This is a genomic window from Streptomyces albiflavescens (genome assembly GCF_014645835.1).
In the GTDB taxonomy this organism is placed as follows: Bacteria; Actinomycetota; Actinomycetes; order Streptomycetales; family Streptomycetaceae; genus Streptomyces; species Streptomyces albiflavescens.
The window spans coordinates 371,930-393,978 of sequence record NZ_BMMM01000001.1 but is presented as its reverse complement, the minus strand read 5'-3'; the positions used below and the strand labels follow the sequence as shown (position 1 = coordinate 393,978).

Annotated in this window: 21 protein-coding genes; 14 read left to right on the top strand and 7 right to left on the bottom strand. The window is 70.2% G+C overall.

Translation table 11 applies throughout. From position 1 onward, the window contains the following. The first annotated feature begins 84 nt into the window (after nt 1–84). From lnt to IEY95_RS01720, 4 genes are all read left to right on the top strand, one after another. A complete protein-coding gene (gene lnt, locus IEY95_RS01735; protein WP_189183997.1) occupies nt 85–1,698 on the top strand; it encodes an apolipoprotein N-acyltransferase in 1,614 nt (537 codons plus the stop codon). Between the two features lie 60 nt (nt 1,699–1,758). Continuing rightward, the gene (locus IEY95_RS01730) at nt 1,759–2,238 is read left to right on the top strand and encodes an NUDIX hydrolase (protein ID WP_189183996.1); all 480 of its coding nucleotides are present in this window, start codon (nt 1,759–1,761) and stop codon (nt 2,236–2,238) included. 54 nt (nt 2,239–2,292) lie between these two features. Next, a complete protein-coding gene (locus IEY95_RS01725; RefSeq protein ID WP_189183995.1) occupies nt 2,293–3,093 on the top strand; it encodes a 3-hydroxybutyrate dehydrogenase in 801 nt (266 codons plus the stop codon). An 80-nt stretch (nt 3,094–3,173) separates the two neighbouring features. Then, nucleotides 3,174–5,099 (top strand): helix-turn-helix domain-containing protein, encoded by a 1,926-nt coding sequence (locus IEY95_RS01720; protein ID WP_189183994.1) that lies wholly within the window; start codon nt 3,174–3,176, stop codon nt 5,097–5,099. Nucleotides 5,100–5,149: 50 nt separating this feature from the next. Here the strand turns inward: IEY95_RS01720 and IEY95_RS01715 are convergent, their stop codons facing one another. Further along, nucleotides 5,150–6,535: an MFS transporter gene (locus IEY95_RS01715; RefSeq protein ID WP_189183993.1), complete on the bottom strand. Its 1,386-nt coding sequence runs from the start codon at nt 6,533–6,535 to the stop codon at nt 5,150–5,152. Between the two features lie 111 nt (nt 6,536–6,646). Here IEY95_RS01715 and IEY95_RS50345 point away from each other — a divergent pair, with 111 nt between their 5' ends. Then, entirely contained in the window at nt 6,647–6,973 is a 327-nt protein-coding gene (locus tag IEY95_RS50345; protein WP_308429264.1) for an AMP-binding enzyme, read from the top strand. On the opposite strand, the gene IEY95_RS01705 is transcribed toward IEY95_RS50345, so the two are convergent. Both IEY95_RS01705 and IEY95_RS01700 read right to left on the bottom strand, forming a co-directional pair. Continuing rightward, complete coding sequence (locus tag IEY95_RS01705) at nt 6,874–7,695, bottom strand: SCO6745 family protein (protein WP_189183992.1); 822 nt, start codon at nt 7,693–7,695, stop codon at nt 6,874–6,876. The genes IEY95_RS50345 and IEY95_RS01705 overlap by 100 nt on opposite strands. 2 nt (nt 7,696–7,697) lie before the next feature. Further along, nucleotides 7,698–8,570 (bottom strand): alpha/beta fold hydrolase, encoded by an 873-nt coding sequence (locus IEY95_RS01700; protein ID WP_229702561.1) that lies wholly within the window; start codon nt 8,568–8,570, stop codon nt 7,698–7,700. 402 nt (nt 8,571–8,972) lie between these two features. Between IEY95_RS01700 and IEY95_RS01695 the strand changes: the two genes are divergently transcribed. The 3 genes from IEY95_RS01695 to IEY95_RS01685 all read left to right on the top strand — a co-directional run bounded on the left by IEY95_RS01695 (nt 8,973) and on the right by IEY95_RS01685 (nt 11,805). Further along, nucleotides 8,973–10,172, top strand: a complete 1,200-nt coding sequence (locus IEY95_RS01695; RefSeq protein ID WP_189183991.1) for an acetyl-CoA C-acyltransferase — start codon at nt 8,973–8,975, stop codon at nt 10,170–10,172. 146 nt (nt 10,173–10,318) lie between these two features. After that, nucleotides 10,319–10,948 (top strand): HAD family hydrolase, encoded by a 630-nt coding sequence (locus tag IEY95_RS01690; protein ID WP_189183990.1) that lies wholly within the window; start codon nt 10,319–10,321, stop codon nt 10,946–10,948. A 164-nt stretch (nt 10,949–11,112) separates the two neighbouring features. Then, nucleotides 11,113–11,805, top strand: a complete 693-nt coding sequence (locus IEY95_RS01685; protein WP_229702506.1) for a TetR/AcrR family transcriptional regulator — start codon at nt 11,113–11,115, stop codon at nt 11,803–11,805. A 225-nt stretch (nt 11,806–12,030) separates the two neighbouring features. Here the strand turns inward: IEY95_RS01685 and IEY95_RS01680 are convergent, their stop codons facing one another. Together IEY95_RS01680 and IEY95_RS01675 are read right to left on the bottom strand one after the other, a co-directional pair. Then, a complete protein-coding gene (locus tag IEY95_RS01680; RefSeq protein WP_189183989.1) occupies nt 12,031–12,630 on the bottom strand; it encodes a TetR/AcrR family transcriptional regulator in 600 nt (199 codons plus the stop codon). A 62-nt stretch (nt 12,631–12,692) separates the two neighbouring features. After that, nucleotides 12,693–13,988, bottom strand: a complete 1,296-nt coding sequence (locus tag IEY95_RS01675; protein WP_189183988.1) for a PucR family transcriptional regulator — start codon at nt 13,986–13,988, stop codon at nt 12,693–12,695. Nucleotides 13,989–14,176: 188 nt separating this feature from the next. Between IEY95_RS01675 and IEY95_RS01670 the strand changes: the two genes are divergently transcribed. From IEY95_RS01670 to IEY95_RS01650, 5 genes are read left to right on the top strand one after another with little or no spacing between them, the layout of a single operon-like run. Next, nucleotides 14,177–14,935 (top strand): ABC transporter ATP-binding protein, encoded by a 759-nt coding sequence (locus tag IEY95_RS01670; RefSeq protein WP_189183987.1) that lies wholly within the window; start codon nt 14,177–14,179, stop codon nt 14,933–14,935. Beyond that, nucleotides 14,932–15,738, top strand: coding sequence for an ABC transporter ATP-binding protein (locus IEY95_RS01665; protein WP_189183986.1), 807 nt, complete (start codon nt 14,932–14,934; stop codon nt 15,736–15,738). The genes IEY95_RS01670 and IEY95_RS01665 overlap by 4 nt, the downstream gene beginning before the upstream one ends. Nucleotides 15,739–15,743: 5 nt before the next feature. Beyond that, nucleotides 15,744–16,625 (top strand): branched-chain amino acid ABC transporter permease, encoded by an 882-nt coding sequence (locus IEY95_RS01660; RefSeq protein ID WP_189183985.1) that lies wholly within the window; start codon nt 15,744–15,746, stop codon nt 16,623–16,625. Beyond that, nucleotides 16,622–17,770: a branched-chain amino acid ABC transporter permease gene (locus tag IEY95_RS01655; RefSeq protein WP_189183984.1), complete on the top strand. Its 1,149-nt coding sequence runs from the start codon at nt 16,622–16,624 to the stop codon at nt 17,768–17,770. Before IEY95_RS01660 ends, IEY95_RS01655 begins: the two co-directional genes overlap by 4 nt. Before the next feature lie 5 nt (nt 17,771–17,775). Continuing rightward, nucleotides 17,776–19,053 carry an ABC transporter substrate-binding protein gene (locus IEY95_RS01650; RefSeq protein WP_189183983.1) on the top strand — a complete coding sequence of 426 codons (1,278 nt, stop codon included), beginning with the start codon at nt 17,776–17,778 and terminating at the stop codon, nt 19,051–19,053. Nucleotides 19,054–19,135: 82 nt separating this feature from the next. On the opposite strand, the gene IEY95_RS01645 is transcribed toward IEY95_RS01650, so the two are convergent. Both IEY95_RS01645 and IEY95_RS01640 read right to left on the bottom strand, forming a co-directional pair. Beyond that, nucleotides 19,136–19,945 carry an SDR family NAD(P)-dependent oxidoreductase gene (locus tag IEY95_RS01645; protein WP_189183982.1) on the bottom strand — a complete coding sequence of 270 codons (810 nt, stop codon included), beginning with the start codon at nt 19,943–19,945 and terminating at the stop codon, nt 19,136–19,138. Continuing rightward, nucleotides 19,938–20,588 (bottom strand): carboxymuconolactone decarboxylase family protein, encoded by a 651-nt coding sequence (locus tag IEY95_RS01640; RefSeq protein WP_189183981.1) that lies wholly within the window; start codon nt 20,586–20,588, stop codon nt 19,938–19,940. The genes IEY95_RS01645 and IEY95_RS01640 overlap by 8 nt, the downstream gene beginning before the upstream one ends. Before the next feature lie 223 nt (nt 20,589–20,811). On the opposite strand from IEY95_RS01640, the gene IEY95_RS01635 reads away from it, so the two are divergent. Beyond that, complete coding sequence (locus IEY95_RS01635; protein WP_189183980.1) at nt 20,812–22,035, top strand: PucR family transcriptional regulator; 1,224 nt, start codon at nt 20,812–20,814, stop codon at nt 22,033–22,035. Nucleotides 22,036–22,049 lie beyond the last annotated feature (14 nt).

The window sequence follows — 22,049 nt, the reverse complement described above, 5'->3', positions numbered from 1 at the left end:
AGCGTCCTGCCGGCAGCCGTTCGCCCACCGAGGCCGACGAGACCGTGCTGTCGGCGCCAAGGTCACGCGCCGTACACTCCCCGAGTGACCGCCACCGCAACCACCGTAGACGAGCCGGACCAGCTCGAACCCCAGGCCGCACCCGCCTCGCGCGCTGCGGGACTGGCGCGGCGTCTCGTTCCGGCCGCCGCCGCGGCGCTCTCCGGAGTGCTGTTGTACGTCAGCTTCCCGCCACGGACCGTGTCGTGGTTGGCCCTGCCGGCCTTCGCGGTCTTCGCCTGGGTGCTGCGCGGCCGCTCCTGGAAGGCGGGTCTCGGGCTCGGATACCTGTTCGGACTCGGGTTTCTACTGCCGCTGCTCGTGTGGACCGGTGTCGAGGTCGGCTCCGGTCCGTGGCTGGCTCTCGTCGCGGTGGAGGCGGTGTACATAGCACTGGTCGGTGCGGGCATCACGCTCGTCTCCCGGCTGCCCGCGTGGCCGCTGTGGGCGTCCGCGGTGTGGATCGCGGGCGAGGCGGCACGCGCGCGTGCGCCGTTCGGCGGCTTCCCCTGGGGGAAGATCGCCTTCGGGCAGGCCGACGGCGTCTTCCTTCCGCTCGCCGCCGTGGGCGGCACCCCGGTGCTCGGCTTCGCGGTCGTGCTCTGCGGCTTCGGGCTGTACGAGATCGTGCGCCTGGTCGTCGAGGGCCGCCGTACGCGTGTCGTCCGGCGAGGTGCCGCCGCGGCGGCGCTGCTCAGCGTCGTCGTGCCCGTGGCGGGGGCAGTCGCCGCGCGGACGCTGGTGAGTGACAAGGCAGAGAACGGAACGGCGACCGTCGCGGTCATCCAAGGCAACGTGCCGCGTGCGGGGCTCGAGTTCAACGCCCAGCGGCGCGCAGTTCTCGACTACCACGCGCGGGAGACCGAGCGGCTGGCCGCCGAGGTCAAGGCGGGCAAGGCTGCCCAGCCGGACTTCGTGCTGTGGCCGGAGAACTCCTCCGACATCGACCCGTTCACCAACGCCGACGCGCGCGCCGTGATCGACGGCGCGGCCAAGGCGATCGGCGCCCCCATCTCGGTGGGCGGTGTCGTCGAGCGGGACGGCAAGCTCTACAACGAGCAGATCCTGTGGGACCCGGTCAAGGGCGCAGTCGACACTTACGACAAGCGGCAGGTCCAGCCCTTCGGCGAGTACCTTCCGATGCGTTCGCTCCTCGGGGCCATCAACAAGAACTGGACGACCATGGTGCGCCAGGACTTCAGCCGTGGCACCAAGGCGGGCGTGTTCACCATGGACGGCGCCAAGGTGGGCCTCGCCACCTGCTACGAGGCCGCCTTCGACTGGGCCGTGCGCAGCACCGTCACCGACGGCGCCCAGGTGATCTCGGTGCCCAGCAACAACGCGACCTTCGACCGCAGCGAGATGACCTACCAGCAGCTCGCGATGTCCCGCGTCCGCGCCGTGGAACACAGCCGCACCGTCACGGTGCCGGTGACGAGTGGCGTCAGCGCCGTGATCATGCCGGACGGGAAGATCACCCAGAAGACCGGGATGTTCGTGGCCGACTCGCTGGTCCAGAAGGTGCCGCTGCGCTCGTCGGAGACCCCCGCCACGAAGCTCGGAATCCTCCCCGAGATGGCTTTGGTGCTTGTCGCGGCGGGCGGGCTCGGCTGGGCGGTGGCTACAACGCTGCGTGGACGTCGGACCACCGGCAGCTAGACATGCGGGACGGGTTCTCGAACCGCCGGTGTAACGGAGCAGCGCCGTTAGGGTCGAGTCATGGCTATTCCTGACTTCATCCGCACGATCAGGGCCTCCGCGGGCCATCAGCTTCTCTGGCTCCCCGGCGTGAGCACCGTCGTCTTCGACGACGAGGGCAGAGTGCTGTTGGGGCAGCGCTCGGACAATGGTCGCTGGGCGCTGATCTCCGGTATCCCGGATCCCGGCGAGCAGCCCGCGGCCTGTGCGGTGCGCGAGGTGTACGAGGAGACCGCCGTACGCTGCGAGGTCGAGCGGGTCGTCCTTGTCGAAGCCGGGGAGCAGGTCACCTTCGACAACGGCGACATCTGTCAGTTCATGGACACCACGTTCCGGTGCCGGGCCGTCGGCGGCGAAGCCCGCGTCAACGACGACGAGTCGCTGCAGGTCGGCTGGTTCGACGTGGACGCCCTGCCGGAGCTGAGCGAGCACGCGCTCTTCCGGATCAAGCAGGCGCTGTCCGACGCACCCACATGGTTTGCACCCATGGCCAGAGGGTGAAGTGTGTGCGGTGACCACATCGGTTGGGGCGTGGGCGCTGCTTAGGGTCGAGGCATGACCGCGCCCAGCGCCCTCCCGGGCCTCCACGCCCCCGCACTCGACCTCGGCGGCCGCACCGCCCTTGTCACCGGCGCCGCAGGCGGCATCGGCCGCGCCTGCGCGCTGCGGCTCGCCGCCGCCGGTGCCAAGGTGAGAGCGGTCGACCGGGACGCCACGGGTCTGGACGCGCTGGCCGAACAGGCCCAAGGCCTGGCGGGCACCGTCGAGCCGCACGTCCTCGACCTCACCGACCTCGACGCGGCGGAGCAGGCGGCGGCGGGCACCGACGTCCTCGTGAACAATGCCGGGCTCCAGTTGGTGCGCCCCATCGAGGAGTTCCCGCCCGATGTCTTCCACACCGTACTGACCGTGATGCTGGAGGCACCGTTCCGGCTCATCCGCGGAGCGCTGCCCCATATGTACGGGCAGGGCTGGGGCCGTATCGTCAATGTCTCGTCGGTTCATGGGCTGCGGGCCTCGGCGTTCAAATCGGCGTATGTGGCCGCGAAACATGGCCTTGAGGGGCTCTCGAAAACCGCCGCCCTGGAAGGCGCGCCTCATGGAGTCACCTCGAATTGTGTGAACCCCGCCTATGTGCGTACCCCACTGGTCGAGAAGCAGCTCACCGACCAGGCACAGGCGCACGGGATTCCCGAAGAGCGCGTCCTGGCCGAAGTGTTGCTGCAGGACAGCGCGGTCAAGCGGCTCATCGAGCCGACGGAGGTCGCGGCGGCCGTGGCCTATCTGTGCGGCCCGCAGGCGGCCTTCGTCACCGGTACGTCCCTGGTGATGGACGGGGGCTGGACCGCGCACTGAGCCGGAGTGGAACCGGAGTCCGGGCGTGAGTTGTCCACAGGTCTTCCGGTGTCGGCCCGCCGATGCGTAATCCTGTGAGCATGTCCCGCGATCACGTGCAATCCGCCGAGCACTCCGCCGACAGCGCCGAGGCGCCGTTTCTGGAACTCCTGGCCAGAGGCGCGTCCGCCGACGCGTACGAACAGCCCGTGCTGCTCGCGCGCGCCGAGGGCCGGCCGCCCGAGCGCATCGCCGCGCTCGAACAGGCCAAGCTGCTCGCCCTGCGTGTGCGCTCGGAGATCGAGGGACGGCGCCGTCGTGAGGCCGAGCTGTCCGCGCTCTTCGCGACCGCGCACGACCTGGCAGGCCTGCGCGATCTCGACGCCGTACTGCAGGCGATCGTGCAGCGGGCCCGGTCGCTGCTCGGCACGGACGTGGCGTATCTGAGCCTGAACGACGAGGCCAGGGGCGACACTTATATGCGGGTCACCGAGGGCTCGGTCGCCGCACGTTTCCAGCAACTGCGGCTCGGCATGGGGGAGGGGCTGGGCGGACTCGTCGCGCAGACCGCCCGCCCCTATGTCACCGACGACTACTTCAAGGACGAGCGCTTCCAGCACACCCAGGCCATCGACTCGGGCGTACGGGACGAAGGGCTCGTGGCGATTCTCGGGGTGCCGCTGATGATCGGGCCCCAGGTCATCGGGGTGCTGTTCGCGGCGGACCGTCGCGCGCGGGTTTTCGAGCGGGAGCAGATCGCCCTCCTCGGCTCGTTCGCGGCCCTGGCCGCGGCAGCCATCGACACGGCGAACTGGCTCACGGAGACTCGCTCTGCCCTCGACCGGCTGGGCCGCGCCAATGAGATCATCCGGGACCGCAGCGGGGTGATCGAGCGTGCGTCGGACGTCCACGACCGGCTCGCCGAGCTCGTGCTGCGCGGCGGCGGGGTGCACGACGTGGCCGCCGCCGTCTCCGAAGTCCTCGACGGCACCGTCGAGTTCGCCGAATCGGGCGACGCGCCGACCGCAGCTGTGGAGGCGTCGCGCACCGAGGGTCACGCCGTGCGGCACGGGGACGACTGGGTCGCCGCGGTGGCCGCCGGAGGCGAGTTGCTCGGCGCGCTGGTGCTGCGCGGTCATCCGGGCCTCGACCCCGTCGACCAGCGCACGCTGGAACGGGCCGCGATGGTCACCTCACTGCTCCTGCTCGCCAGACGCTCGGCCGCCGAGGCCGAACAGCGCGTCCGCGGCGAGCTCCTTGACGACCTGCTGGATGCCCGCGACCGCGATCCACGCCTGCTGCGTGAGCGGGCCACCCGCCTGCGCGCCGACCTCGACGGCCCTCATGTGGTGCTGGCCGCCCGGCTCGACGCCGCAGCCGCAGACGCCGACCAGGAGGCGGCCGCCCGCAGACGCCTGTGGTCCGCCGCCTCGCATCTCGCCACCACCCGGCACGGGCTCGCCGCCGCCCGCGACGGCGGCACGGTCCTGCTGCTCCCCCTCGCGCCCGGCGACACCGCGACGAACCTGGCCCGTCGTACGGCCAAGCATCTCGGCACCGCGGTGCACGAGGGGGTCACCGTCGGTGCCTCCGCGCCCGTCGAGCAGCTCGCCGCCCGCCCGGACGCGGTGGCGTCCGCTTACGCGGAGGGCCGGCGCTGCCTGGACGCCCTGCGTCTGCTCGGCCGCGCCGGAGACGGTGCCGCCGCGGAGGACTTCGGCTTCCTGGGGCTGCTGCTCGCCGGAGACCGGGACCTCTCCGGCTTCGTCGAGCGCACCATCGGCCGGGTCGTGGCGTACGACGAACGGCGCGGCACCGATCTGCTGCACACCCTCGACGCGTACTTCGCCTGCGGCATGAGCCCGGCGCGCACGAAGGACGACCTGCATGTGCATGTGAACACGGTGGCGCAGCGGCTGGAGCGCGTGGGACGGCTGCTCGGGGACGACTGGCAGAGTCCGGCCCGCGCACTGGAGATCCAACTCGCCCTGCGGCTGCACCGGTTGTCGTCGGCCGCACCGCACTGACCCCCGCACGCGTCATCCGCCTGCGGGGGTCAGTGAAGGGGACCAGAGGGTCAGACGGTGCGCGCGTCCGCGGCCGGGGCCGCCGTCGGCCGCTCGTCGGCCGGGGACTCGACCTCCGTCAGGTCGCGGTCGCGTGTCTCCTTGGCGACTCCCACCGCGATCAGTGTCAGGACGGCCGCCGCGATCACATACAGGGCGATCGGTGTGGCGCTGTCGTACTCGGCCAGCAGAGCCGTCGCGATGAGCGGTGCGGGCGCGCCCGCCGCGACCGAGGCGAACTGGGCGCCGATGGAGGCACCCGAGTAGCGCATGCGGGTCGCGAACATCTCGGAGAAGAAGGCGGCTTGGGGCGCGTACATCGCGCCGTGCAGGACGAGACCGACAGTGACGGCGAGCACCAGGTTCCCGAAGCCGCCGGTGTCGATGAGGGAGAAGAACGGGAACATCCACAGGCCGACTCCCGCGGCGCCCAGCAGATAGACGGGCCGACGGCCGACCCGGTCCGAGAGCGCGCCCCAGGCCGGGATGACGGCGAAGTGCACGGCGGAGGCGATGAGCACCGCGTTGAGGGCCGTCTGCTTGGAGACGCCGGCCGACGTGGTGGCGTACACGAGGATGAAGGCGGTGATCACGTAGTAGCTGATGTTCTCCGCCATGCGGGCGCCCATCGCGACGAGCACATCACGCCAGTGGTGGCGCAGCACCGAGACCAGCGGCATCTTCTCAGGCTCCGCGTCTCGTGCTGTCCTGCGGGCCTCGGCGTGCGCCAACGCCTGCTTGAACACGGGCGATTCATCGACAGAAAGACGTATCCACAAACCGACCATCACCAGGACGCCGGAGAGCAGGAACGGGATGCGCCAGCCCCAGGAGCCGAAGGCGTCGTCCGACAGCGTGGCGGTCAGCAGCGAGAGCACACCGGTTGCCAGGAGCTGCCCGGCGGGTGCCCCGGTCTGCGGCCACGAGGCCCAGAACCCGCGCCGCTTGGCGTCACCGTGCTCGGACACCAGCAGGACGGCGCCGCCCCACTCACCGCCCAGCGCGAAGCCCTGCACCAGGCGCAACGTGGTCAGCAGCACGGGGGCGGCCGCGCCGACGGTCGCGTACGTGGGGAGCAGACCGATCGCGAACGTCGCGCCGCCCATCAGCAGCAGGCTCAGCACCAGCAGCTTCTTACGGCCCAGCCGGTCGCCGTAATGCCCGAAGACGAGCGCGCCCAGAGGCCGCGCCGCGAACCCCACCGCGTACGTCAGGAACGACAACAGCGTGCCGACGAGCGGGTCGGATTCCGGGAAGAACAGCTTGTTGAACACAAGGGCGGCGGCCGAGCCGTAGAGGAAGAAGTCGTACCACTCGATGGTGGTGCCGATGAGGCTGGCGGCGACGATGCGCTTGAGATTGGCGGGGGTCGGGGGAGCGGATGCTGCTGAGGCCATGTGCGCCACTTCCTCGTGTGCGGTGGGGACGGGTACGTGTGGGCACACGGTAGGAACATGCAGGTCGGGCGCACATGTGGTGGGACAACATAGTTCGGGGCCAGGCTGTGCGTGCTGTCCCCATGCCCACCCTCGAAGGCTCGGATAGGTGGCTCAAACGAAGACGGCGAGCATCCGTCGGTCGCCGACGCCGCGGTCATCGGCCTTCCCAACGCCGATCTCGGTGAGGAGGTCGGTGCGGCGGTCGTTCTCAAGCCGGGCGAGAGCACGACCTCGCCGGCCATGACCACCAGCTCCAGCAGATTGCGCACGCGGCGGAAGGAGGGAAAGAGGCCCGGTCAGCCGAGCTTGAGAAGGCCGGCTTCGACCACGGCGCGGCCGAACGGGCTCGCGAGTTCGGCGAGACGCTCACAGCCGGCGTCACCCAGTGCGGCGTAGGCGGGAAGGGCCAGGCGGTCGGTGCGGTCCTCGATGTGCCGGCGCAGGATGACACCTTCCGAACTGAGGGAGTCGCCGTCGAGGAGACCTCGCTTGCGTAGGCGCTCCTGGGTGCCGGCCCACTCCTCCTCGGGCCATGCGCGGCTCGCCTTGAGGAAGTCGACGGGAACCTCACCGGTGGCGGCGTGCAGAATCAGGGCTTCCAAGCCCCCGACGCCCTCGCTCAGCAGGCACGCGACATGGCCGTCTCCACGGAACTCCCGGAGCAGCGTCTGGGCGTGCCACAGCTGCAGCACCGGCTCCTCCGGCCAAGGCAGAGCGGCATGCGCGGCGAACAGCGGGCGGCCCTGCGGATGTTCGCAGGCCGCCTCGGCGGCTCGGCGGGTCAGCGCGAGGACCTCGTCCAAGTCGGGCAGCTCGTGGATGCCCGCCCGCCGCAGGGCTTCGCCCGCGGCGGCGTACCGAGCTTCGAGCACCTTCTGCGGCGCCGTTGCGTCCCAGGCCCGGTCGACCGCCTGCCGTACGAAATCGGGGTTGAAGTTGTAGAAGGTCGAGATGACCAGCTCGGCGGATGCTCGGCCGAACGCGGCACTCCGGGAGGTGAAGTACCCGGCGCGTCCGCTCAGTCCGAGGTCCGCGTACCGTCGCCTTGCCTCGGGAACGAAATAGATCATGCCGTGTACGGGCTCCAGTCGGCGCCAGGCCGCGTGCGCTGTCTTCATGGTCACCTCTTCGGAGAGTCGGCGAACGGGATACTCGCTGCGGTTCCGTACTCGCCGTGCGCTCGCAGGTGTTCGAGCAGCAGCCGGCTCAGCGTTTCGGGCGCCTCCTCGGGGACCCAGTGGCTGACGCCCTGGAGGGTCTCGAACCGGTACGGCCCGTTGACCCACCGTCCGGTCTCCTGTGCCGCCGCCGCGCCGAACGCGCTGTCCTCCGTGCTCCAGATGTACAGCGTGGGCACGTCGATGACGCCGATCGCGCCGTCGGGGCGGCCTGCCCGGTACCAGTTCAGCGCAGCGGTGAGAGCGCCTGGCCGGGACAGGTGCCGCACATAGGCCTCGGCACTGTCCTGCGGGACCTTTCCGGCGTAGAGGGCGCGAAGCTCCAGGGCATCATGGGCCAGCATGCGCTCTTCGGTCGCGGGCGTTTCGCGCCAGTCGATCATGTAGTGCGAGCGCTCGCGCTGGTCCTTGTCGGTGCGCAGGGCGGTGGCCAGAGCGCCGGGGTGAGGTGTCGAGACAACCGTCAGGGTGCGTACGCGGCTGGGGTGGGCGTCAGCGGTCCACCAGGCCACCGCGCCACCCCAGTCGTGGCCGACCAGGTCGAACGCCGTCCAGCCCAGTTCCTCCGTGATCGCGACCACATCGTCGACGAGAAGGCTGATGCGGTAGTCCTCGGGCCGCTGGGGGCGGGCGCCGGGTGAGTACCCGCGCTGGTCGGGCGCCACCACCCGGTAGCCGTGCGCGGCCAACGCCGCGATCTGCCGTTGCCACGTCAGCCCCGTCTGCGGGAAACCGTGCAGCAGCAGCACCGGGCGGCCCTCGGGCGGACCGGCCACGATCGCGTGGAATACGCCCGCACCGGTGGAGATGCTCAGCTCGGTCACGATCCACCTCTTCATACCGACTGGTCGGTAGCCTTCAGGTAGGGAATCGCGATGTCAAGGCCGCGAGCATGAGGGCATGCCCTCAACAGCAGTTGTGCACGGTGCTTCGGCGCCCTTCGTGTCGGGCGGTGACATCACGCTGCCCGAGCCTCCGAGAGGGGTTAGTTGAACATGACGCCGAATTCAACTATAACCGGTTCGGAGGCCGACTCCCGTCCCCCTGAGGCCATGGCTGACGTCATCGGTCACCGGGGGAGGCGGTCAATGAGCCCTCACCGCACCGCAGTTGGCGCTCGGCATCGCCTACCGGCGTCGAGCCCGGCTCACGGAGCTCGGAATTCCGGCTCCGAAGCTCCCGGGACGAACCGGACCAACAGGAAACAGTGAGGCGACATGAGGGAAGCAGTCATCGTTTCGACGGCACGGACGCCGATCGGAAAGGCTTACCGCGGCGCGTTCAACGACACCCAGGCGCAGGAACTCGCCGCCCATGCCCTGTCGCACGCCGTACGGCGCGCCGGGCTCGAGGGAGGCGAGGTCGAGGATGTGATCTTCGGCTGCGCCGTGCAGCAGGGGTCCTCCGGTGGCAACGTCGCGCGTCAGGCCGCTCTCCGTGCCGGACTTCCGGACACCGTGTCGGGGATGTCGATCGACCGGCAGTGCTCGTCTGGCCTGATGGCCATCGCGACGGCCGCCAAGCAGATTGTCGCGGACGGCATGGAGATCGCTGTAGGCGGCGGTGTCGAGTCGATCTCCTTGGTGCAGAACGACCACATGAACACCCACCGCATGGCGGATCCCTGGCTGGTCGAGCACAAGCCGAGTATCTACATGCCGATGTTGCAGACGGCGGAGATCGTCGCCGAACGCTACGGCGTGAGCCGGGAACGCCAGGACGAGTTCGCGCTGGTGTCACAGCAGCGCACCGCGGCGGCGCAGGAGGCAGGCCTGTTCGACCGGGAGATCGTCGCGCTCAACAGCGTCAAGAAAGTCCCCGACAAGCAGTCCGGGGAGGTGCGGGACGAGGAGGTCACCCTGACCCGGGACGAGGGCAACCGCGCGTCGACGACGCTCGAAGGCCTGGCCGGGTTGGCGCCCGTGCTGCCCGACGGTCAGGTGAGCGCGCATTCCAGCGTGACGGCGGGCAACTCCTCGCAGTTGTCGGACGGCGCTTCGGCGTCGGTGTTGATGGAGTCGAAGGAGGCAGAGCGCCGCGGACTGGAACCGCTGGGCGTCTACCGGGGCATGACCGTTGCCGGTTGCGGGCCGGAGGAGATGGGCATCGGCCCGGTGTTCGCCATTCCGAAACTGCTGAAGCAGCACAACCTCACCATCGACGACATCGGCCTGTGGGAACTCAACGAGGCGTTCGCCTCCCAGGCGCTGTACTGCCGCGACGAACTGCACATCGACCCGGAGCGGTTCAACGTCAATGGCGGCGCGATCTCGGTCGGTCATCCGTACGGAATGACCGGTGCCCGCCTGGTGGGGCATGCACTCATCGAGGGCAAGCGGCGAGGGGTCCGGTATGTGGTGATCTCGATGTGCGTCGGCGGCGGAATGGGCGCAGCCGGACTGTTCGAGGTCGCCTGAGCTCGGCATCCCTCTGGATACGGGCGGCAAGGTCCGGCCGGGGCGCGGCACTTGAGGCACTTCATGAGAGCCGACGAAACATGGCTGCCGTCGCATGGTCGACGGTAGGCCAACCACGAGAGAGAGGCTTGGATACCGTGTCGAACATGGTGGAAAAGACCCGAACCGCGGTCCTGGTGGACTTCGGCGGGGTCATCACCTCCAGTGTGTTGCGGGCCTTCACCGAGTTCGGCGCCTCCCTCGGCGGCGACCCACGTCTGCCGTTGGACCTCCTCGGCCGGGACCAGCCATCACGCACCCTCCTGGCCGACCACGAGTGCGGCCGTATCGACGCCGAGGCCTTCGAGCGAGGATTCGCCGAACGTCTCCGCGCCCACGGAGCCCTCGTTCCGGCCGAGGGGCTCACGGCCCGGATGCAAGCGGGAATGTCGATCGATCAGGACATGCTCGCGTTGCTCGGCGATCTTCGAGCGGCCGGCCATCCCGTTGCCCTCGTATCCAATTCGTTCGGTACCGGAACCTACGACGGCGTCGACCTCGCCGCTGTCGCCGATGTGGTCGTCATCTCCGCCGAGGTCGGGATCCGCAAGCCCTCCCGACGGATGTACGCGATCGCATGTGAACGTCTCGGCATCGACCCCGAGGAGGCAGTGATGATCGACGATCTGCAGCAGAACCTCGACGGAGCGGCACGGATCGGAATCGGCGGCGTGCTGCACACCAGCGCCGCCGACACCCGTCGCCAACTCGCCGAACGCTTCGGGATCAGCGCCTGACCGATCGACCGATCGACCGACCGGGCGCAGTGTCGGTCAGCCGGCGAGACGGTGCGAGATCCGGCGCCCGGTTCGTCGACGCGTTGCCCAAGGGCCCGACCGGAAGGATCCGTTCGCCTTGCGCATTTGTGACTCTGGCGTCGGATTCAACTAACGTGAGCGGGGTGGAGACCACTGCGCACGAGGAGATCGACGGCGAGAAGACACCGCCCATGGCGCCCCTCTCGCACCTTCGCGAGCCGCCTACGACGAAGCGGGGAGCACGGACGCGGGCCGCTTTGGTGAAGGCCGCGCGGAAGGTGTTCGAACGGGAGGGCTACCTCGACACCCGCCTGACCGACATCACCAAAGAGGCTCAATGCGCGGCGGGATCCTTCTACACCTACTTCGCCAACAAGGAAGAGGTGCTTGCCGCCGTCCTCCTGGAGGCGCAGGAGGACATGATGCACCCCGGCATGGGTCGGGTGCAGGGTAACGACGATCCCTATGCGGTACTCGAGGCGAGCAATCGTGCATATCTCGAGGCATACAAACGGAACGCGAAGCTGATGGCCTTGCTCGAGCAGGTCGCACAAGTGGAGCCGGAGTTCCGCGAGTTCCGAAGCCGGCGCGCCGACGCGTTCATCCGCCGCAATGCCCGCGGCATCGCCGACCTGCAGGCCCGGGGTTTCGCAGACCGTGAGGTCGATCCGACGATGGCCTCCCGTGCGCTGTCGGGCATGGTCAGCGTCATGGCCTACAACACCTTCGTGCTCGGCGAACGGCAAGAAGACGGTACGCCCTTGGACTTCGAGGAACTCGTGTCCACGGTCACCCGGCTCTGGGCGAACGCCCTGCGGTTCCCCGGCGACCGCTGATCCGGGCGCGGCTGTCGACACCGCGTCGGTCGATGGCATGGCCTTCGGGGCGAGCATCGGTTCGTACGACGCGTCGCAGGCCAGTCGGAATCGACGCCGGGGCGTGAGCCGCTCGTTCGAAACCCTCGGCGTCGACTTCGCCGGGCCGCCTGTCTGCGACTGGATCGGGCTCGGTCATCGTCGGGCTGTGGTCGGTCCCCTTGCCCCCGCCATGCGCCGGGCGATTCAGCCGGGCGGTGCCGACAGATGGAGCAGGATGCCGCACACCTCGTCCACGATCTCCCGGGCCTCCGTCTCGTCCCCGCAGTCACCCAGTTCACGCGCCGCCCCTCCGATGACGGTGGTCAGTACGCTCACCCGGACCCGGCCGGCGCGTCGCCGCTCGTCCACCTCCAGCAGCCGGGCGTTGCGCCGTACCCAGGCGCGGTCCCACTGGCGGCGCAGCGCGTCGAAGCCCGCGGGGCCATCGTCCTCCACGAGGAGTCTGCCGAGCCTTCGATTGTCCCAGGCACCCTCCAGGTAGGCCCTGGCGCCCGTCACGAAGAGAGCGATGGGGTCGTCCACACCACGGCTGCGCTCGGAGGCCAACGTGACTGCGGTCAGGCGCTCCTGCTCCTCCCGGAACTCCTCCCAAAGGGCCAGGTAAAGCCCTCGCTTTCCGCCGTAATGCTGGAAGAGGGTGCCCACCGGGATGCCGGAGCGCGCCGCGATCTCGGTGAGGCCGGCGTCGGTGTAACCGCGCTCGGTGAACACCTCCAGCGCGGCGTCCAGCAGCGCACGCCGGACCGTTCGGCTCTGCCCGGCGAGCCCCTCCGGCAAGCCCATGCCCCCCTGCCCGCCCGTTGGCTGACGTGCCGCCTCGGTCCCGGCAGACTCCACGATGCCGCTCACTGGCAATCCTCACCTTCCCTGGCGCCGTCGCGGATGGCGAGGGCGACCAGTAGTTCCAGGAGGTCGGCGATCCGGCGCGGATTGCGGCCGGTGCGTTCCTCGATTCGGCGCAACCGGTAGTGCGCCGTGTTGTGGTGCACCCGCAGCCGGTCGGCGGCCAGCCGCAGATTGAGGTCTGCCTCCGCGAAGGCCCGTATGGTGGTGGCCAGTGTGTCGCCACGCCTGTGGTCCTCCTCCAGCAGCACCCGCACGCGCGGATCGACCAGCTGGCGAGCGAGGTCGTCGGCGCGCAGCGCCAGGTAGTCGAACGGGGACAGCCGCGGCAGCGCCGCCACTCCGCCCCCGCTCGGCACCAGGTCGAGGGCGGCTCGCGCCTCCTCGTAGGCGCGCGGCAGTTCGGACGGGCCCCGGGCGACCGTGCTGATGCCCATGGACAGCATGGTTCCCTCTCCCGCGAGCCGCCGCTGCACGGCCTCGAAGTGGGCGCATATGTCTTCTGCGTTCATGCCGGCCCGGACCACGGGCACGGCCACCACCTCGCCGTGGCGCACGACGACCAGGGTTCTGCCGGCCCAGGGCCCGGCAACGCTGATCGACGCGCTGGTGGCATACCCGTTCTCGGCCGAGGTGAGGTCCCCGGTGCGTGTGTCGCCGACACACACCGCCACGACCGCCATCATCGGCGAGCGCGGTCCGATGCCGTACGCCTGTGCCGCGGCGAACAGCGGACCGCGCGTCGGTGCCACGCCTGCCAGGAGCTGGTCCAGGAGATCCCGGCGCTCCCGGTCGGCGTCCGCCACCACGTGCTGCTGGTACTCGACGTATGCCTGCGCGGCATGGGTGCTGGCGTAGTCGACGTACCGCATCAGCGGGGTGACGAGGGACAGCGCGGCCTGCTGGGCCTCGGCGGACGTGCCCGCGCAGTCCAGCAGCGCATCCCACAGCACCTGCCGGCCGACCCGGAAGGCACTGATCCAGTCCTCCAGGGCGAACCCCGCGCGTGCTCGGCGCATCGCCGCCGCGCGGCTGAAAACCAGGTCCTCGGGGGCCATGTCGCGGTCGCCGGCCAGCGCCGCCAACTGCATCCGATAGTGCTCGAGCACCTGCTCCCGTACGTCCTCGAAGAACCGTTCGTCCTGCAGTGCGTACGACGGGATCTCCGCGCGCATCACCTCGACGGCGGTCTCCGCCACCTCCTCGACCCGGTCGTGGACGGCGTGCAGGATCCGCCACCGCTCCCGGCGGAGCGGTTCGGAGAGTTGGGGGGTGCCCAGGGCAGGACCGAGAGGCATGGCGCCGATCGTCGCCGTCCGCCTCGTGTTCCGTCAACAGGCTCGGCGTGAGACATCTCCCGGCACCTGTGCGCGGCGCACAGTTCGGCGACCGGGAAGTTGGGTGCTCACGCCCAATGTGCGCCTGGAACGCCCCCACCTACTGTGACGCTCGCCCACCCCCCAGCACGTCGGAAGGGGCGTCACTCATGCTTGCGGTCGACGGTATCACCGTGCGCTTCGGCGGGATCACGGCACTGGACGGTGTCGCGTTCACCGTCGAGCCGGGCACCGCCGTGGGGCTCATCGGGCCGAACGGAGCCGGCAAGACCACCTTGTTCAACTGCCTCACCAGGCGCTGCACTCCCGACGGGGGAGACGTGCGGTTCGAGGACGAGGACCTGCTGGCCCTCCCTCCGCACGCCGTGGCCGGGCGCGGCATCGCCCGCACCTTCCAGAACCTGGGCCTGTTCCCGCGGCTCACGGTCCGGGAGAACGTCATGGTCGGCGCCCACAGCCGGGGGCGCACCGGACACCTCGCCGCGGCGCTCCGGCTGCCCCGCGTCCAGCGGGAGGAGAGAGAACTGCGTGACCAGGCGGACGACTTGCTACGGCGGCTCGGCCTGGCGGACGTCGCCGACCACCCCGCCGCAGGGCTGCCGTTCGGCACGCTCAAACGCGTCGAACTCGCGCGGGCGCTCGCCGTACGGCCCCGGCTGCTGTTGCTCGACGAACCCGTCAACGGGCTCAGCCACGGCGAGGTCGGCCAATTCGCGGATCTGGTCCGGTCGGTGCGCCAGGAATTCGACCTCACGCTCGTGGTGGTCGAACACCATATGGGGTTCGTGATGGGCCTGTGCGACAAGGTGGTCTGCCTCGACTTCGGCCGCAAGATCGCCGAAGGTGCGCCGGAGGAGATCCAGCGCGACCCGGCGGTCGTCGAGGCGTACCTGGGAGTGGCCGCATGAGCGAGCCCACCACCGACCGCACCGAGGCCCAGGCGAGTGCGGAGCCGGACTTCCTGAAGGTCTCCGGCCTGCACGCCGGATACGGCCAGGCCCGCGTGCTGCAGGGCCTCGACTTCTCCGTCGCCCGCGGTGAGGTGTGCGCGATCCTCGGGCCCAACGGCGCGGGCAAGACCACGATGCTGCGGGCGCTGTGCGGCATGGTCCGCGGCCGCGGCTCGGTCACCCTGAACGGCACGGAACTGCTGGGCCGCTCGCCCGAGCAGGCCGCCAGGCTCGGCGTGGCGCATGTGCCCGAGGGCCGGGGCACCTTCAACGACCTGACCATCGAGGAGAACCTGCGCGTCGGCGCCCACCTCCGCACCGGCCCCCGGCGGCGGGGCCGCGCCGAGCGCGCGGCCGTGGTCGCCGACCTGGAACGGATCTACGACTACTTCCCCAAACTGCGCCAGCGGCTGCGTCAGCCCGCCGGCAGCCTCAGCGGCGGTGAGCAGCAGATGCTCGCCATCGGCAGGGCGCTGATGCTGCGGCCCTCGCTGCTGCTCCTGGACGAGCCGTCCCTCGGGCTCGCGCCGCTGGTCACCCGTGAGTTGTTCGAGATCGTCCGTGCCGTCAACGAGGAGGAACGCACCACCGTGGTCGTCGTCGAGCAGAACGCCCAGCTCGCGCTGGACATCGCGCACCAGGCGCACGTACTGGAGGCCGGCCGCCTGGTGCTGTCCGGACCGGCTCAACAGATACGCGAGGACGGGCAGGTCGCCGAGGTGTACCTCGGTGTTTCCGTCCTCTCCCGCAAGGCCGGGTGAGCGCCGTGACCGATCTTCTCCAGCAAGTGGTGGAAGGACTGGGCTCCGGCGCGGTGTACGCCAGCCTGGCGCTGGCCCTGGTGCTCATCCACCGGTTCACGGGGATCGTCAACTTCGCGCAGGGCGAGCTGGCCATGCTCTCCACGTACGTCGCCTGGCAGCTGGTGGCGTCCGGGATGCCGTTCTGGCTGGCGCTGCCGGTCACCCTCGCGGTGTCCTTCGCCGGCGGCATGCTGGTCGAGCGGATCGTCATCCGTCCCGTGCAAGGCGCGCCCGAGCTGACGGTGGTCATCGTCACGGTCGGCCTGTTCATCTTCGTCAACGCGTTGGCCGGCCTGATCTGGTCGTTCACCGTGAAGGACTTCCCGCAGCCGTTCCCCGACGGCGCGATCGACCTGTCCGGGGTGCGTGTGGACTGGTCGACGCTCGGGATCATCGGGGTGGTGGCCGTCGTGATGGGCCTGCTGTATCTGCTGTTCCAGCACACCTCCATCGGCCTGGTGATGCGGGCGGTCGCCTGCAACCCCTCCTCCGCCCGGCTGTCGGGCATCCGGGTGGGCCGGGTGCTGATGCTCGGCTGGGGGCTGGCCGCGACGGTCGGCGCGGTGTCGGGCGTACTCGTCGCCCCGGTGCTTTTCCTGGAGCCCAACATGATGGGCGGGGTGCTGATCTACGCGTTCGCCGCGGCCACCCTCGGAGGCTTCGACAGCCCGGTGGGCGCGGTCGTCGGCGGCCTGTTCGTGGGCGTCGCCGAGACGCTGACCGGGGCGTACGTGGACGTGATCGGTGCCGATCTGAAGGTGGGCGTCCCCCTGGTGATCATTCTGGCGGTGCTGCTGGTGCGGCCCCAGGGCCTGTTCGGCCGGGCGGCGGTGGAGCGCGCATGAGCACGATCACAGCGGCACTCGGCACCGACCGGGCCCGGCGGCTGCGGGCCGTACTCACCGTGTTGTTCGCGGGGGCGGTCGCCGTCGGAGCACCGTTCTACTTCGCCCCCTTCCAGGTCTTCCAGCTGACCATGGTGCTTCTGTACGCCGTCGCGCTGGCCGGTCTGAACCTGCTGGTCGGCTTCGGCGGGCAGATCTCGCTCGGGCACGGCGCGTTCTTCGCGGCGGGGGCCTACGCGGCGGCTGTCATGCTCGACCGGTACGACACCGGCCACCTGGCCACGCTGCCGGTCGCGGCCGCCGGATGCTTCCTGCTGGGCCTCGGATTCGGAGTGCCCGCCCTGCGGCTGCGCGGGCTGTACCTGGCCCTGGTCACCCTCTCGTTCGCGGTGTTCCTGCCGCCCTTGCTCAAGCGGCTCGAACCGGTGACGGGCGGCTCCATGGGCCTGACCGTGGACAAGCTGCAGCCGCCCGCGTGGAGCGGGCTGGCCGAGGACCAGTGGATGTACTTCGTCGTCCTCGCCGTCACCGCGGTGGCCCTGCTGCTCGCCCGCAACCTGCTGCGGTCCCGGGTCGGCCGGGCACTGCTCGCCGTGCGGGACAACGAGAGCGCCGCCGAGGTCATGGGTGTGCGGCTGTCGTTGCACAAGACCCTCGCCTTCGCGTGGAGCGCCATGTTCGCGGGTGTCGCCGGATGTCTGTACACCTGGGTGATCGGCTTCGTCTCGCCCGACTCCTTCAGCTTCGTTCTGTCCATCACCCTGCTGGCCGGGCTGGTGGTCGGGGGGCTCGGCTCGCTGTACGGACCCCTGCTGGGGGCGGCGTTCGTGATGTACGTGCCGAGCGTGTCCCAGGACCTCAGCGAGGCGGCGCCGGGAGTGGTGTTCGGCCTGCTGATCATCGCGGTGATGTTCGTGGCCCCGACGGGACTGGCCGGTCTGCCGGGCCGTGTCCTGGGCGCTGTCGCCCGTCGTCTGCCCCGCACCGCCGCCGCTCTCGACCGGACGCCAGAGGCCGAATCCGCGCCCGATGCGGAGCCGAAGTCCCGGACCGAATCCGGAACCTCCGCGACCCTCGACCCTGCGGACCCCGCAGTTGTCGACGCCGAACCCGTGGGCGCACCGCCCCGCACGGAAAAGGAATGAATCACATGCGCAAGACGACCGCTCTGCGGGCGGCCGCGGCCGCGACCGCCGCCCTGCTCACCGCAACCGCCTGCAGCAGCCAGCGAGGGCAGGACGCACAGGACACCGCCGCGGGCGGTGCCTGCAAGGGCCAGCAGACCACCGGCATCACCGACAAGACCATCAAACTCGGTGGGATCTACCCGCTGTCCGGACCGGCCTCCGCGTACGGCACGATCAGCAAGGGCGTGGCCGCCTACTTCAAGTACGTCAACGGCAAGGGCGGCATAGACGGCCGCAAGGTGCAGTTCATCGTCCGCGACGACGGCTACCAGCCGCCCAAGGCGGTCGAGGAGGCCCGCAGACTTGTCGAGCAGGAGAAGGTCTTCGCCGTGTTCCAGACCCTGGGCACCCCGTCCACGGCGGCCGTGTGGGACTACCTCAACAAGCAGAAGGTGCCGCAGCCCTTCGTCGCCACGGGTGCCTCCGCGTGGGGCACGGACGACAAGCATCCCTGGACCGTCGGATGGCAGCCCAACTACGTGGCCGAGGCCCGGGTGTACGCCAAGTTCCTCAAGGACGAGCGGCACAAGGCCAAGGTGGCGGTTCTCTACCAGAACGACGACTTCGGCAAGGACCTGCTCGGTGGGTTCAAGAAGGCCGTCGCCGGCAGCGGCATCAAGGTGGTCGCCGAGGAGAGCTACGAGGTCACCGACCCGTCCGTGTCGGCACAGATGGCGAGCCTCGCCCGCTCCAAGGCGAACGTGCTGCTGGACGTCACCACCCCCAAGTTCGGCAGCCAGGCCCTCGCCGCCGATGCCAAGAACACCAAGTGGAACCCGCTGCACATCGTGAACAACGTGTCCTCGTCCGCCGCCGTGCTCCAGCCCGTCGGGTTCAAGAACGTCCAAGGCGTGGTCTCGGCGACCTACTTCAAGGACCCGGCCGACCCGCACTGGGCCGACGACCCCGAGATGAAGACGTACACGGACGCTCTGCACAAGTACGCCCCCGACGCCGACCCGGCCAACCAGTTCAACGCCTACGGCTGGGCCGTCGCCTCCAGCCTGCACAAGGCCCTGGACACGATGAAGTGCCCCACCAGGGAAGGGCTGCGGGACGCGGTGCGCAACCTGAAGGACGTGAAGGTGGGCATGCTGCTGCCCGGGGTCACCATGTCCACGGGCCACGACGACGCCTTCCCGCTCGAGACGATGCAGCTGATGCGGTTCAAGGGCGAGCGGTGGCAGCTGTTCGGCAAGCCGGTGGACACCCGCAAGGAGTTCGGCCCGCTGACGAAGTGAGCCGGCGGGGGCGGTCCCGGTCGATGCCCTGACCCCTGGGACCGCCCTCGCCCCGTCGACCGAAGTGAGCAGACCCGCGTGCTCAGACGGCGTTCAGCCCTCCGTCCACCACCAGGCTCTGCCCGGTGATGTAGGAGGCGCGGTCGGAGAGCAGGAAGGTGACAGCTTCCGCCACTTCCCAGGCGGTGCCCTGGCGTCCGAGCGGTATGCGGGTGAACGAGGTGGAACGCGACGCCCGCCGGGCCGAGGCCTCGCGGCCCATCGGGGTGTCGATCAGGCCGGGGACGACCAGGTTGGCGCGGATCCCGCGCGACGCACCCTCCTTGGCGACGTGACGGGTGAGACCGAACAGGCCTGCCTTGGAACTGTCGTATGCGGGCGAGTTGGTGGCGGCGCGTAGCCCGGCCACGGAACCGACGAAGACGATCGATCCTCCGTCGGCGATTGCGGGCAGTCCGTACTTGGCGGCGAGGAAGGGGGCGCTCAGATTGAGCGAGAGCACGCGTTCCCACTGCTGCGGTGAGGTGTCCGCCAAGCCCGTGCCGAGGCCGATGCCGACGTTGACCACCAGCGCGTCGAGCGCGCCGAGTTCGCGGTGGGCCTCGGCGACCATGGCCGAGGACTGGCTGGGATCCGTGGCGTCACCGACCACGGGCAGGCCACGAGCGCCCTCCTCACCGACCAGGGCGACGGTGGCCGCTGCGGCGGAGGCGGAGATGTCGGCGCAGGCCACGGAGGCTCCCTCGCGGGCGGCGAGCACGGCCACCGCCCGCCCGTTGCCCACCGGTGCCTTCGGATCGTCGCTGGGGCGGGTGCCCGCGCCGATGACCAGTACCTTCCGGCCGGTCAGGAGGCCGACCTGGTGGGGCGCGGGGTGCCGGGGCTCAGGCATCGCCGTGTTCCCCTTCCGCCGCGTCCGTGTCGGTCCCGGTGGGCGTGGGCAGAGTCTCCACTTCGTAGCCGGGCTCGAGCCGGGTACCGGCGGAGTTCAGGAAGAACGCGACCATGTGGTACTGACCGACGAGCATGTTGATTTCGATCAGCTGTGCCTCGTCGTGGTCGGCGGCGAGTGCGGACCAGGTGGCTGCGGACAGGCGTGCGTCCCGGTGCAGTTCGTCGGCGGCGCGGAGCAGACGGGCGTCGGCCGTCGCCCACCCCTGGGCGTCCGGGCCCGCGCCGACCCGCCGGATCTCCTCGTCGGTGACCCCGGCGGCCCTGGCCAGCGGTACATGTCGCCCCCACTCGTAACCGGCCCGGGTGTTGCACGCGGTGCGCAGGATCAGCAGTTCCCGGGTCCGGTCCGGCAGACGGCCGTCGCGCAGCAGATGGCTGCCGAACGGCAGGAAGTGCCGGAAGAGGCCGGGGTGCCGTACCAACGTGGTGAAGACGTTGGCGAGATGGCCGTCGGCGTCCCGGGGAATCGGAGCGAGCAGCTCCCGGGTGGACGGGTCCCAGCCGTCCTCGGGCAGTGGCGCGAGGCGCGGGCCGGTGTCGGCGGCGGGGCGGCGGGGTCGGTGATGGTGCTCGTCGGTCATGGCGGTCTCCGCACTGGTCGTCAGGGTGGGGCGGTAGCACGAGGGCGGGTCCGAGCACGATCGATCGGCGCCTTGCTGCGTGCGCGCCGATGCGCTCCTTCCGCCGCCGTGCCACTGTGCTTTCGGCGGCGGGGGGTTGTCGACGGCTCCCCGGCCAAGGCCGGAGGTCGGCATTTTGTTCAGGTGCACAACGGCCGGTGCCCAAGGGGCGGAGGTGAGGTCCATGCCCGGACAGTCGAACGCGGCGGCGCCCCTCGAACGGGTCATCGCCGCGATGGCCGCGCAGCAGAGGCACGTGGGCGGGCGGTTGCACACGGATCTGACGGACCACATCCCGTCCTACCGTGCGGTCCCGAGGGAACTCCTGGACGAGATCTGGCATCGGCACTTCCAGCGGGCTCTCGCGGTGGTGCGAGAGGGGACCGTGCCCGCGCCGGAGGACTTCGGCGAAGCCGATGTGGCCCGGGACCGGGTCGCCCGAGGCGTGCCGCTCAGCGACGGGCTCCGCGCCTTCCGCCGGGCGCTGAGCGCGATACGGGACCTGTTCATCGCCGAGGCGACCGAACACGGGGTGGACGCCGGCCTCATCGTCGACCGCACCAAGTGCCTGTGGGAACTCGCGGACGTCGCGAGCCTGCAGATCGCCGCCATCCACCGGCAGGCGGAGGTCGCCTCCGCCCTGCTCGACGCCCGCCGCCGCGCCGACTTCCTGCGTGGACTGCTCTACGGGACGTTGAGCGCGGCGGAGATCCACAGCGGTGCGGCGATCTACGGTCTGGACCGGTCGCGGCCGTACCGGGCCATCAGGGCTGTGCCGAACGGCAACGTCCGTCCCGACGCGCTGGAACGCTGCCTGCAGTCCCCCGGCCGCAGGAACGGCCGAGGTGCGCTGCTCACCGTGCTGGACGAGGCTGTCGCCGGAGTCGTCGAGGCAAAGCCGGAGACCGGTGACCTGGAGGTGACGGCGGGGCTCGGCCCGCCGACGGACCTGGCCGCGGTGCACCGCTCCTTTCGTGCCGCCGGCAGGATGCTGGAAGCCGCCCGCGCGTACGGTATGCGCGGCGTGTACGACCTGAGCGACCTGTCCTGGCGGGTGGCGGTCGTCGCCGAACCGGAACTCGCCGAGTTGCTGCTCGACCGCTATCTGCGCCCACTGGAAGCGGAAGGGGAGTTCGGTGCGCTCATCGAGGAGTCGGTGCGGGGATACCTGGACAGGGGACGGCACATCCGCGAAGTCGCCCGCAGCGCACACGTTCATGTCAACACCGTCCGCTACCGTCTGCGCCGTTTCGAGGAGCTGACCGGCACCAGCCTTGACGCTCCGGACACCGCGGTGGAGCTCAGCTGGGCGCTGGCGGCACGCGAGCTGAGGACACCGCCGCGAGGCCCGGCAGGACCCGCTCATGGCGCGGCGGGCGAGGCCCCGGCTTCCACCAGGTTTCCATAGGCTTGCACGGCATC